The following is a 12672-nucleotide window of genomic DNA, read 5'->3' on the forward strand; positions in this document are numbered from 1 at the left end:
TCCCCCCATCATCGCCCGCCCGGCGGGCAGAGGCAAGGATGCGTTTACTGCATTTTTCGCGAATTTTCTCTGGTCCCGGACGCATCTGAGATTTCGATGCGTCCGGGCGGTGTATATCAGACTTAAGCGTCTTGTGCTTCGAGTGCCGGATAGTCTGTAAATCCTTCTCGACCGCCACCGTAGTAGGTATCGGTATCGCCTTCGTTCAGTGGTGCGTCCTCTTTCCAGCGCTGTTCCAGATCAGGGTTGGCGATATAGGGGCGCCCCACCGCGACCAGTTCGGCACGACCCTGTGCCACGGCATCCAGCGCCATCCGGCGGTCATAGCCGTTGTTGGCCATATAGGCCCCGTCGAACATCGACCGCAGCACCGACAGGCTCTGCCCTTCTTCCAGCTTGCGCGACCCGCCTGTCGCCCCTTCGACAAAGTGCAGATAGGCAAGGCCAAAGCGGTTCAGCCCTTTGACCACATATTCAAAGGTCTGCTGCGGGTTTTCGTCCGAGATGCCATTGGCCGGCGAAAACGGCGACAGGCGCAGTCCGACACGGTCCCCGCTCCAGGCGGCGGTCACGGCTTCAAGCACGTCGAACAACAACCGTGCGCGGTTTTCGACATCCCCGCCATAGGCGTCCGTGCGGGTGTTGCTGCCTGTTTTCAGAAACTGGTCGAGCAGATAGCCGTTGGCGCCATGCACTTCCACACCGTCAAAGCCGGCCTTATGTGCCATCTTTGTGGCATGGACATAGTCGGCCACGATGCGCGGCATCTCGTCAAGCGTCAGGGCGCGCGGATCGGATGTGTCCTCGAAGCCGTTGGGGGTAAACGTTTTGACCCCCGCAGAGATTGCGGACGGCGCAACGGGCTTGGCACCGTCTGGCTGCAACGACGTATGGCTGATCCGCCCCACGTGCCACAGTTGCACGACAATCTTGCCGCCCGCCTCATGCACCGCGTCCGTCACCTTGCGCCATGCGGCGACCTGGCCTTCGGTGTGGATGCCCGGCGTCTGGAAATAGCCTTTGCCCTCGGGCGAAATCTGGGTGGCTTCGGTGATGATGATCCCGGCCCCGGCGCGCTGGCGGTAGTAATCGACGTGCATGTCGGATACTTCGCCGGTGTCATTATCGGCGCGGTTGCGGGTCAGCGGGGCCATGATCACCCGGTTCTTGGCTTCGATGGCGCCGGCGGTATAGGGCGTAAAGAGTGCGTCAGACATGCGATTGTCCTTTCAATGCGGTTTGTCGTTGCATTGGCACCTAAGCCCCCGCTGCGTTGCAGCAAGGGCGGGCGCGCACAATTTCGCGTGACGTCGTGTAAGTCGCGCTTACAGCCGCTCGATATCGCCCTCGGCCCGGCCCGCGTGGAAATCGGCCTGCCACTGGGTAAAGGTGCCGGCCGCGATGGCGCCGCGCATCCCCGCCATGATATCCTGATAATACTGCAGGTTATGCCAGGTCAGCAGCATTGAAGAGATAATCTCCTGGCTGCGGAACACATGGTGCAGGTAGGCGCGCGAATAGTTCTGGCAGGCCGGGCATGTGCACTGCTCGTCCAGCGGGCGCGGATCGTCCTGATGCCGCGCGTTCTTGATGTTCAGCACACCCTTGCGCGTGAACACCTGCCCCGTGCGGCCCGACCGTGACGGCAGCACGCAGTCCATCATATCAATGCCGCGCGCCACGGCACCGACGATGTCATCGGGCTTGCCCACCCCCATGAGGTAGCGCGGCTTATCTTCGGGCAGCATGTCAGTGGCGAAATCGAGACAGCCAAACATCGCCTCCTGCCCCTCTCCCACGGCCAGACCGCCCACGGCATAACCGTCAAAGCCGATGTCGCACAGCGCCTTGGCGCTTTCCTCGCGGAAATCTTGCTCAAGCCCGCCTTGCTGAATACCAAACAGCATGTGCCCCGGACGGTCGCCAAAGGCATCCCGGCTGCGCTGCGCCCACCGCATCGACAGGCGCATGCTTTCGGCAATGCGGTCGCGGTCTGCAGGTAATGCGGGGCATTCGTCGAAACACATCACGATGTCACTGCCCAACAGCGCCTGAATCTCCATCGACCGTTCCGGCGTGATCTCGTGTTTGGACCCGTCGATATGGCTTTTGAAGGTCACGCCGCGCTCTGTCAGCTTGCGCAGATCGGCAAGGCTCATCACCTGAAAGCCACCGCTGTCGGTCAGGATCGGCCCCGCCCAGTTCATGAACTTGTGCAGCCCGCCGAGCGAGGCAATCCGCTCTGCCGTCGGGCGCAGCATCAGATGGTAGGTGTTGCCCAGCAGGATGTCTGCCCCGGTGGCCGCAACGCTTTCGGGCATCATCGCCTTGACGGTCGCTGCCGTGCCGACGGGCATGAAAGCGGGCGTGCGGATGTCACCGCGCGTTGTGCGGATCACCCCGGTGCGGGCCATACCGTCTGTCGCGGCACGTTCAAAACCTGTCTGTGTCATCACTGTCCCCTGCCTGACTTGGGCCTGACTTGGGCCTGATCTGGCGCGATAAACCAGTGGCGGGAAACTTGCAATAAAGGTAAAATGCCACCAGATAATCAATATACATATATTTCAAAGGATTACGATTTTGGACATCGAAGAAATGCTGCTGGACGCTTTGCAGAACAATCTCGCCTACCTGCTGCTGGCTGTGTTGGTCGTGGTTCTGATCCTGAAGGCGGTCAAGATCGTACCGCAGTCAGAACAACACGTGATCGAACGGTTTGGCCGGTTGCGGTCGGTGCTTGGACCAGGGATCAACATGATCGTGCCCTTCATTGACCGGATTGCCCATCAAATCTCAATTCTGGAACGGCAGTTGCCCATCGCCAGTCAGGATGCGATCACCCGCGACAACGTGCTGGTGCAGGTCGATACGTCAGTGTTTTACCGCATCATCGAACCGGAAAAGACCGTGTACCGTATTCGCGACGTCGATAGCGCCATTTCCACCACTGTCGCAGGCATCGTGCGCGCCGAAATCGGCAAGATGGACCTCGACGAGGTACAGGCGAACCGCAGCCAGTTGATCACGACGATCAAGGCCAATGTCGAAGACGCGGTGGACGACTGGGGCATCGAAGTGACGCGCGCCGAAATTCTGGACGTCAACCTTGATCAGGCCACGCGCAACGCGATGATGCAACAGCTTAACGCCGAACGCGCCCGCCGCGCGCAGGTAACCGAAGCCGAAGGCAAGAAACGCGCCGTCGAACTGGGCGCGGATGCCGAGCTTTATGCCTCTGAGCAAACCGCCAAGGCCCGCCGCATCCTTGCCGATGCCGAAGCCTATGCCACCAAGGTTGTGGCCATCGCGATCAATGAAAACGGGCTTGAGGCGGCGCAATACCAGATCGCGCTGAAACAGGTCGACGCGCTTAACTCCATGGGCAACGGTGCTGGCAAACAGACAATCGTCGTACCGGCCCAAGCGCTGGAAGCGTTTGGAGATGCCTTCAAGCTGCTCAAGGGCAAAGGCTGATGGCAGATTATCTGACTCTCTGGTGGGTCTGGCTTTGTGCCGCACTTGCGCTGGCGCTGATCGAATTGCTGCTGCCCGGCTCCATCTTCCTCGGCTTTGCGTTGGGGGCGCTTGCGATGGCGTTGGTGGTGGGGGTGTTCAGCATCACAAACGTGCCTGCTCTGTTGGCCCTGTTCGCGGTGCTGTCGCTGGTGGCCTGGATCGTCCTGCGACTGGCGTTTAAGCGGCAATCCAGCGGCATGCGTATCGTGACACGCGACATCAACGACAACTAACAATTGCCCGCGCGCCCTTGACCTGTGGCGCGCGCGGCTACATTCCCTTGCTATGTGGACTTTGCACCCTCTCGCGCGCCTGCGCCCGTTTCTGTTGGCGGCCCTGCTGGTGCTGGTAACGGCATTCGCCGCCACGGCGCAGGAAAAATGGTTTGAAACTGAAGAGTTGAACCCCGGCCTGCCGCCCAGCCCCCGCACGCTTGACCGGGCCACACCGATGGCGACGATGGAGAACTTCCTGTTCCACACATCGCGCGGTCACTACAGCGAAGCGGCCAATCTTCTTGACCTGACCGATCTGCCGCGTGCAGATCAGGGCGTCTTGGGGGCCGAACGTGCGTTTCAGTTGTCGGTGATCCTGGAACGCAAGGTCGTGATCCCGTGGAAAACGCTGGCTGACCGCCCCGACGGCTGGCTGTCGGGTTCGTCCGAAGACAATGATACCGGCCGCGTGCGCCGATCCCTGTTGATTGATCGACTGGAACTGGACGGCCACCTTGTGCCGCTGCGCCTTAACCGGATCAAACCGGGGCCAAACGGCACGGCGGTATGGGTCATATCGCGCCAAAGCGTCGACAACATCCCGCGCCTTTACGAACGCTACGGTCCGACCCGGCTTGAGGCGGCCTTGCCCGAATGGGCCAAGGTACGCGCCTTTTGGGGCATGTACCTGTGGGAAGTGCTGTTCTTGCCGTTTATTGTGACCCTTGCCGGGGTCGCGGGCTGGGCTGCCTTTCGCACGATGGGTCACCTTGGCACGGTGTCGAAACAGCGATGGATGCGCTTTGTGTTTCGGTCTTTTCGCTGGCCTGCGGCAATCGCGCTCTGTGCGTTCATGATTGGCACCGCGACCAGCCGCATTCTGGTCGTGTCGGGCCTGATTGATGCCGTGCTTAGCCCACTGTTGACGATTGCCTATGTGCTGGCCGGAACGCTGGCCATCGTGATGATCTTCGACGAGATTTTTGACCGTATCAGCCCCAATGACGCGCTCGAGCTTGCCGATCCGACGAATTCGCACATGCGCGCCATCGCGACAACTATTTCGGCCGCGCGCAAGGCCGTGATCGTGATCGCGGTGCTGGCGGCGGCTGGTGTCATCCTTGTTTCCATCAACACCGCCAATACGCTGGGCCTGTCGCTGCTGGCGTCTGCCGGGGCGCTGACCATCGTGCTGGGTTTCGCTGCGCGCGAAGTGCTGGGCAATATCCTTGCCTCTGTGCAGATCGCGCTGAACCGTTCCGCGCGCATCGGCGATCAGTTGATCTTTGAAGGGCATTTTTGCACGGTTGAAAAGATCCACTTCACCTATGTTCAACTGCTGAACTGGAACAACGTCCGGCTGATCGTGCCGGTCAGCTATTTTGTATCCGATGCCTTTGAAAACTGGTCCGTCGAAGACCAAGGGATGATCCGGCCGATTTTTCTGACGCTGGCGCAGACCGCCGATGTGGCCGCGCTGCGCCGCGTGTTCTTTGACTTGTTGGAGCGTGAAAACCCCGCAGACGTGGCACCGATGTCGCGCGCCAAGGTGCATGTGACCGAACAGGACGTCTTTGGCATCAAGGTTCGGTTTGAACTGCCCACCGCAAACGCCGCGACATTCTGGGAGATCGAATGCCGCGTCCGCGAGGGGCTGTTGGCCGCTGCCGCAGAACTGCAATTAAAAGATGGCAAAGCAATTTTGCCACCGATGCCAATCGACAAACCAGCGCCTTGATGCGCCCCCAGCGACAGGATAGGCACGGCACTTCATGCGTCACAGGAGCAGGTCATGGATAAGTTAACATTTGGCTGGGAAGAGTGGATTTCCCTCCCCGATCTGGGCCTGCCGGCAATCAAAGCCAAGGTCGATACAGGCGCGCGAACATCCGCCCTGCATGCCCATGATATTGAGGTTTTTGGCCCCGCGTCCAAACCGCGTGTGCGGTTCAACGTGCATCCGATCGCCGGGCGCGAAGACATTTCGATCACCTGTTCGGCTCCGATCATCGACCGCCGCGAGGTGACATCGTCGAACGGCGAATCTGAGCAGCGGTTCGTGATCACGACGACGCTGGACGTCGCCGGGCATAGCTGGCCGATCGACGTGACCCTGACCAACCGCGCCGGCATGGCCAGCCGCATGTTGCTGGGCCGTCAGGCGCTGACAGAACACATCAACATCTCGGCAACCGAGCGGCGTTTGCAACCTGATCTGTCCTATGACGTTTACCACACTGCCGCCGTGCGCAAGACGGCACCGCAGCGCGCGCTGCGCATTGCCGTACTCAGCCGCGAGGACAATTATTCCACCCGGCGTCTGGTCGACGTCGGTGAGGCGCGCGGCCACACTGTCGAGGTCATCGACACGACACGCTGCTACATGGCGATCAATCAACTGGCGCCCGAAGTGCACTACGATGGCAAACGCCTGCCGCGTTATGACGTGGTGATCCCGCGCATCGGTGCGTCCATCACGCCCTATGGCACCGCCGTGATCCGCCAGTTCGAAACCATCGGCACCTATTGCGTCAACGGCTCTGCCGGGATCACCGCCAGCCGCGACAAGCTGCATGCGCATCAGGTGCTGGCATCCAAGCGCATCGGCATGCCCACCACCGCCTTCGCCGCCTCGCCCAAGGACACATCGAACCTGATGGCCCTTGTCGGCACCGCTCCCCTGATCGTGAAACTGCTGGAAAGCACCCAAGGCAAAGGCGTCGTTCTGGCCGAAACCAAGAAAGCCGCCGAAAGTGTGATCGACGCCTTCCGCGGGCTGCGCGCCAACTTTCTCGTACAGGACTTCGTCAAGGAAGCGGCGGGCGAAGACATCCGCTGTCTGGTAATCGCGGGCAAGGTCGTGGCAGCGATGAAACGCACCGGGGCCGAAGGCGATTTTCGCTCGAACCTGCACCGGGGCGGCTCGGCCCAGGTGGTGCGCATCTCCAAGGTTGAACGCGACACTGCCGTGCGCGCCGCGCGGGCTTTTGGGCTGAACATGTCAGGCGTGGACCTGCTGCGCTCTTCCGATGGGCCAAAGGTGCTCGAGGTCAACTCCTCCCCCGGTTTTGAAGGCATCGAAAAAGCCACCGGCAAGGACATCGTGGGCAAGCTTTACGATGAGATCGAAGCGCGGGTGAAACCACAGCCTGCCCGACGCCGCAAAGGCGCCTAAATCCAAGCCACTTGCGCAGGTTCCTTGCCCGGTTAATGTTATACTGGCACCCACAAGGAACCTGCTCATGCGCTGTTTTATCCTGCCGCTTCTTGCCCTTGGCCTGCTGCCTGCCGCCGTCTTGGCCGATTGTGCCAGCGACGATGAAATCGCGGCCTTTGTCGGGTCGGCCCGCGCCAAGACACCCGCCGCAGCGCTGGTGCCCAATGGGTCGATGGCTGATGCGCTTTGCACCCAGGGCAAGCTGGCACAGGCGCTTGAGCCTGCAATGGGGCCGATCATTGGCTACAAGGCCGGGCTGACGAGTGCCGCCGCACAGGAACGCTTTGGCGCGACGGAACCGGTGCGCGGACTGCTGTTTGAAAAGATGATGGTCGAGGACGGCGCATCCGTACCACTGCAATTCGGTGCGGTCCCGGTGGTCGAGGCCGATCTGGTGCTGGTGGTCGGGGACGCCACGATCAACGATGCCTCCTCCCCGGCCGAGGTCATGGCCTATGTCAGCGCGGTGCATCCGTTTATCGAACTCGCCGATCTGGCTCTGGCCAAAGGTGAACCCCTTACAGCGGTCACCCTGACCGCGATGGCCGTGTCGCCCAGACTTGGGGTTTTGGGGGCAGCGATTCCGGTAGAGGATGCAGTCACTATGGCCAACGCCCTTGAGGCTATGACCGTGACCCTCACCAATTTTGACGGCGACGTGGTGGCATCGGCCCCCGGTGCCGCCGTACTGGACCATCCGGCCAATGCAGTGCTTTGGCTCGTTGCAAATGGTGTGACACTGCAAAGGGGCGACCTGGTATCGGTCGGCTCATTCGGCCCGCTGACCCCGGCGGCCCAGATGAGGGGCGGCGCGCGCGTCACCTATACCGGGCTGCCGGGTGACCCCAGTGTCTCGGTCTACTTCCTCGACTGACCTTGCGAAGACAGTTCTTCCGTCCCGCCACTTTACGCCCCGTGCCATAATCCCTATATAAAGAGTCGAGAATAACGCGAGGCTCCCATGACCGACCAGACTCAGCCCCTTGAAGGCACGCCATTGATTGCACCTTCCTCTACCGATCACCCACTTTACGAGTTTGTGGTCGAGGCATGCCGTTCGGTGTATGACCCCGAAATTCCGGTCAATATCTACGAGTTGGGTCTAATCTATACCATTGATATCAATGACGAAAGCGAAGTGAACATCAAGATGTCACTGACTGCACCCGGCTGCCCTGTGGCCGGGGAAATGCCTGGCTGGGTTGCTGACGCGGTTGAACCTATCGCCGGCGTCAAGCAGGTGGATGTTGCGTTGGTCTGGGAGCCGCCTTGGGGAATGGATATGATGTCGGACGAGGCCCGGCTTGAATTAGGGTTCATGTAAACCTCCCCTCGGCGCACGCGCGGATAACCGCTGGTTGAATTACAAAATCAAACATCATTTGACTGTCATCATAACGTCGTGAAACCGTTACTTGTCGGCACCATTCAGGCCGCGATAACTCTTTCACAAACGGATGACATTATGCGCCCTTTTGCTGCTCTTACCGCCCTCGCCCTGATCCCCGGATTTGCCCTTGCTGACGGCCATGCGACCGGCACCGCCACAAGCTATGGGCCCCGCCCGGCGTATCTCGTCGACAAACTGCCCGCCGGTGATCTGAAAGACAAATTATCCGCCTGCATGGGCCAAGAGGCGTCACAGACCCATTTTTCCATCGGCCACCGTGGCGCCCCGCTTTTGTTTCCTGAACACACGGTGCAATCCAACGTCGCCGCAGCGCGCATGGGGGCCGGTATTCTGGAATGTGACGTCGCGTTTACCGCCGATCACGAACTCGTCTGCCGCCACGCCCAGAACGACCTGCACACCACCACAAACATTCTGGTGTCCGATCTGGCGGGCAAATGCACCACCGGTTTCACCCCCGCCAACGGGGACACGCCCGCCAATGCCGAATGCCGCACGTCCGACCTGACGCTGGCAGAATTCAAGACCCTGATCCCCAAGATGGACAGCGCCGACAAGACCGCCACCACCGCCGAGGAGTATCAGGGCGGCGTGGCTCCTTTCCGCACCCAGCTTTATTCCGATAAGGCCGATCTGATGACCCATGCGGAATCGATCGCGCTGTTCAAATCGCTTGGTGCAAAATTCACGCCCGAGCTGAAAACCCCCTCGGTTGAGATGCCGCATGACGGGTTCACGCAAGCTCATTATGCCCAAAAGATGATCGACGAATACAAGGCCGCCAATGTGCCCCCGACCGACGTCTGGGCCCAAAGCTTTAACCTCGATGATGTGCTTTACTGGATTGAAAACGAACCGGAATTTGGCAAACAGGCGGTCTATCTCGTTGAATGGTCCGACGGGTTTGACGAACAGAACCCCGAAACCTGGACCCATGATTTTGCCGATCTCAAAGCCAAGGGCGTGCAGTATCTCGCGCCATCGCTCAACATGCTGCTGACCAACAAAGACGGCGCGATTGCCGGGTCCGACTATGCCCATGCCGCCAAGGATGCCGGGCTGACATTGATCGCCTGGACACTGGAACGCTCCGGCCCGCTGGCCTCGGGTGGCGGCTGGTATTTCCAGTCCGTCGGCGACATCGTCAAGGACGACAGCGATTATCTGGTGGCGTTGGACGTACTGGCACAGGACGTGGGCGTGGTCGGTGTATTTTCCGACTGGCCTGCCACTGTGACCTATTACGCCAACTGCATGGGGCTCTAATCCTCCCCGAAACCTGCGCTTGCGCACCTTGGTGCAGCAGGGCCGCCCCCATCCGCGGGGCGGCCCATTTTGTTTTTGCACCTTGGCTCACGACCCACTAAAGTTTGACGAAACAAGGGGCAAGCCATGGAAAACTGGGCGGTTTTTACCGGCGACATCGTGAAATCCAGCAAGATGTCGCGGGCCGAACTTGACGCCGTGTTTGCCGGTTTGGCGGATGCCGCGCAGGCGATCAGCGATTGGCAAGACGCTCCTGCCCGCCTGACCCGGTTTCGCGGTGACGGCTGGCAGATGGCCGTGCGCCCCGATCTATCTTTTCGCGCCGCTTTGGCCGTGCGCGCCGCCGTGCGCCACGCCGGCAAGGGGTTTGACACCCGCATCGGCATTGGCATCGGCCCGGGTGCTATCCCCGCTGCGGATCTTTCGGGGGCGGATGGCCCGGCGTTTGTGCGCGCAGGCCATGCGCTCGACACGATGAAACGCACCACCCGAATGTTTGCCCCTGACGCGCCGCTGGCCCTGCGCGTGGCCCTGCCGTTGGCCGACCAGATTGCAGGCGGCTGGACCCCACGTCAGGCCGAAATCGGTTTCCTGCTGCTGCCCCCCGCCGGGCCCACCCACGCCGAAGTGGCCGAACAACTGGGCCTGACCCGGCAAACCATTCAAATTCAGGCCGAAAATGCAGGGTTTCCGGCATTGTTCGACGTTTGTGACATCGTTGAAGACCAAAATAGCAGATGAAATCGTCTGCTTTAACAAATAGCAGATGAAATCGTCTGCTTTATACAATAGCAGGCGAATTCACCTGCCTTAGCCTTTGGACCCGCCGATGCTTGACCCAATGATCGCCACCGCAGCCGCCCTGATCACCGCGCATCTGCTGGCTGATTTTGTGTTCCAGACCAACTGGATGGTGGCCCAAAAACACCGCCCGCTGGTACTGGCGCTGCACGGTGTGATTGTCTTTTCCCTAACGGTCCTGGCGCTCGGCGGGGCTGTCACGCTGGCGGCGGCCCTTACGGGAGTGCATCTGGCGATCGACGCCGTAAAGATCTACGCGCTGTCCGACGAGCGCCGCGATCACCTGACCGCCTATCTTGGCGATCAGGCCGCACATCTGGTCAGCATCGCCGTGGCCGTCTGGTGGTTGCCCAACGCCTTTGCCACAGGGGTTTGGGCCGCGCACGCCACCACCCTGCTCCCGGGCGCGGTTTTTCTGTGTGGCTTGATCCAGGCCACGCTGGCCGGTGGCCCCGCCGTGGGCGGGCTGATGGCCCCTTACAAGGCGCAGGCACAACCGGGTGGATTGGAAAACGCTGGCAAAATCATCGGGTTACTAGAACGCGCACTGATCTATCTGATGGTGATGATTGGCGAACCCACCAGCATCGGTTTTCTGATTGCCGCCAAATCCATCCTGCGTTTTGACACCGTGTCAAAGGACCGCCACGTCAGTGAATATGTCATCATCGGCACGTTGGCGTCTTTTGGCTGGGCTTTGATCGCCGCCTTTGCAGCCCAAGCGGCATTGAATTACCTCTAACCGCTTGAGATTGCCCCTCACGAGGCTTACCTTGGTGGCAATAGGAGATTTCTCATGTTTGGCATCCCCGGCAAGCAAGCCGTTACAATGACACCCAAAGCCGCTGGTCAGATTGCAAAGCTCATGCAATCGGCGGGCCACGCGGGGCTGCGCATCGGCATCAAAAAAGGTGGCTGTGCGGGTATGGAATACACCATGGAATACGTCGAAACGGCGGATCCGAACGACGAAGTGGTCGAACAGGACGGCGCATGTGTGATGATCGCACCGATGGCGCAAATGTTCCTTTTCGGCACCGAAATCGACTATGAGACGACGCTGCTCGAGTCTGGCTTCAAGTTCCGCAACCCCAACGTAACAGAGGCCTGTGGTTGCGGCGAATCCATCAAGTTTGACGAAGCCCTGAGCGCCAAGTGAGCCTTGGCGCGGCAGACATTGCCTTTGCCCGCGATCTTTTCTCAGACCTGCCCGATGTCACCACCCGCCGTATGTTCGGCGGTATGGCGCTTTATACCCAAGGGGCGATATTCGCGCTGCTGCGCTCTGACGGGCAAATCTTGCTTAAGGCGCGCGCAGATTTTGCCGAACGTCTGGCCGGGATGGGCGCGCAACAATGGACATACACCCGCAAGAACGGCGCCGCCGCCGCCATGCCCTATTGGAGCCTGCCGGACGCCGCCCTTGACGACCCAGCGCTGGCCTGCGACCTAGGCCTGCAAGCGTCACAAACAGATCAGGATTAACCACATGCGCACCAAAATCGCCGCTGGCAACTGGAAGATGAACGGCACCGCCGCCGCCCTGACGGAGATCACGGCATTGGGCGCGCGCCTGCCCCAGAACCCGCCACAGGTGGTGATCTGCCCGCCCGCGCCGTTGCTTTTTCGCGCGGCCGAAGCGACCCGCGGCAGTGGTATCGCCATTGGCGCACAGGATTGTCACAGCGCGGCATCCGGCGCCTTCACCGGCGACATCTCTGCCGAAATGATCGCAGACAGCGGTGCCACACATGTGATCGTGGGCCATTCAGAGCGCCGCGAGGCCCATGAGGAATCCAATGCCGATGTACGCGCCAAAGCTAAATCCGCCTGGACCGCCGGCCTCACCGCCATCATCTGCATCGGCGAAAGCGGCGACGACCGTGCCGCCGACAACACGCTCGACATCATCGCGGGCCAGCTCTCAGGCGCCATGCCGGACGATGCAACGGCCACCAACACCGTGATCGCCTATGAGCCGATCTGGGCCATCGGCACCGGCAAAGTGCCAAGCCTTGATCAGATCATCGAGGTGCATGATTTCATCCGCACCCGCCTGATCACCCGCTTTGGCGAGAATACCGGCAACGCGATCCCACTGCTTTATGGCGGGTCGGTGAAACCCACCAACGCCGCCGAGATATTCCGCGCTGACAATGTCGATGGGGCATTGGTCGGGGGTGCAAGCCTTAAGGCAGATGATTTCGCACCCATCATCGCAGCACTAGCAGCATCCTAAGACA

Annotated in this window: 14 protein-coding genes; 12 read left to right on the forward strand and 2 right to left on the reverse strand. The window is 60.6% G+C overall.

Going from position 1 to position 12672, the window contains the following annotated elements; translation table 11 throughout:
* Window positions 1–122: 122 nt before the first annotated feature.
* The gene (locus AC1965_RS09730) at window positions 123–1217 is read right to left on the reverse strand and encodes an alkene reductase (protein WP_483883677.1); all 1095 of its coding nucleotides are present in this window, start codon (window positions 1215–1217) and stop codon (window positions 123–125) included.
* Between the two features lie 108 nt (window positions 1218–1325).
* Window positions 1326–2453 carry a tRNA guanosine(34) transglycosylase Tgt gene (gene tgt / locus AC1965_RS09735; protein ID WP_483883678.1) on the reverse strand — a complete coding sequence of 376 codons (1128 nt, stop codon included), beginning with the start codon at window positions 2451–2453 and terminating at the stop codon, window positions 1326–1328.
* 145 nt (window positions 2454–2598) lie between these two features.
* Here tgt and AC1965_RS09740 point away from each other — a divergent pair, with 145 nt between their 5' ends.
* The 12 genes from AC1965_RS09740 (at window position 2599) to tpiA (ending at window position 12668) form a co-directional block, all read left to right on the forward strand.
* The gene (locus tag AC1965_RS09740; protein ID WP_483887022.1) at window positions 2599–3477 is read left to right on the forward strand and encodes an SPFH domain-containing protein; all 879 of its coding nucleotides are present in this window, start codon (window positions 2599–2601) and stop codon (window positions 3475–3477) included.
* Window positions 3477–3752: an NfeD family protein gene (locus AC1965_RS09745; protein WP_483883679.1), complete on the forward strand. Its 276-nt coding sequence runs from the start codon at window positions 3477–3479 to the stop codon at window positions 3750–3752. The genes AC1965_RS09740 and AC1965_RS09745 overlap by 1 nt, the downstream gene beginning before the upstream one ends.
* Before the next feature lie 52 nt (window positions 3753–3804).
* Window positions 3805–5472 (forward strand): mechanosensitive ion channel domain-containing protein, encoded by a 1668-nt coding sequence (locus tag AC1965_RS09750; protein WP_483883680.1) that lies wholly within the window; start codon window positions 3805–3807, stop codon window positions 5470–5472.
* A 54-nt stretch (window positions 5473–5526) separates the two neighbouring features.
* Complete coding sequence (rimK, locus tag AC1965_RS09755; RefSeq protein ID WP_483883681.1) at window positions 5527–6909, forward strand: 30S ribosomal protein S6--L-glutamate ligase; 1383 nt, start codon at window positions 5527–5529, stop codon at window positions 6907–6909.
* A 67-nt stretch (window positions 6910–6976) separates the two neighbouring features.
* Window positions 6977–7825, forward strand: a complete 849-nt coding sequence (locus tag AC1965_RS09760) for a 2-keto-4-pentenoate hydratase (protein ID WP_483883682.1) — start codon at window positions 6977–6979, stop codon at window positions 7823–7825.
* 87 nt (window positions 7826–7912) lie between these two features.
* Window positions 7913–8275 (forward strand): SUF system Fe-S cluster assembly protein, encoded by a 363-nt coding sequence (locus AC1965_RS09765; protein WP_483883683.1) that lies wholly within the window; start codon window positions 7913–7915, stop codon window positions 8273–8275.
* Window positions 8276–8416: 141 nt separating this feature from the next.
* Complete coding sequence (locus AC1965_RS09770) at window positions 8417–9628, forward strand: glycerophosphodiester phosphodiesterase family protein (protein ID WP_483883684.1); 1212 nt, start codon at window positions 8417–8419, stop codon at window positions 9626–9628.
* Between the two features lie 126 nt (window positions 9629–9754).
* Window positions 9755–10369 (forward strand): hypothetical protein, encoded by a 615-nt coding sequence (locus tag AC1965_RS09775; RefSeq protein WP_483883685.1) that lies wholly within the window; start codon window positions 9755–9757, stop codon window positions 10367–10369.
* Window positions 10370–10469: 100 nt separating this feature from the next.
* Entirely contained in the window at window positions 10470–11171 is a 702-nt protein-coding gene (locus tag AC1965_RS09780; RefSeq protein ID WP_483883686.1) for a DUF3307 domain-containing protein, read from the forward strand.
* 54 nt (window positions 11172–11225) lie between these two features.
* Entirely contained in the window at window positions 11226–11588 is a 363-nt protein-coding gene (locus AC1965_RS09785; RefSeq protein WP_483883687.1) for a HesB/IscA family protein, read from the forward strand.
* On the forward strand, window positions 11585–11914 hold the full coding sequence (locus AC1965_RS09790; RefSeq protein ID WP_483883688.1) for a TfoX/Sxy family protein: 330 nt from the start codon (window positions 11585–11587) through the stop codon (window positions 11912–11914). Before AC1965_RS09785 ends, AC1965_RS09790 begins: the two co-directional genes overlap by 4 nt.
* Window positions 11915–11918: 4 nt before the next feature.
* Window positions 11919–12668 (forward strand): triose-phosphate isomerase, encoded by a 750-nt coding sequence (gene tpiA, locus AC1965_RS09795; RefSeq protein ID WP_483883689.1) that lies wholly within the window; start codon window positions 11919–11921, stop codon window positions 12666–12668.
* Window positions 12669–12672 lie beyond the last annotated feature (4 nt).

It is taken from the genome of Sulfitobacter sp. KMM 9851, from assembly GCF_057178245.1.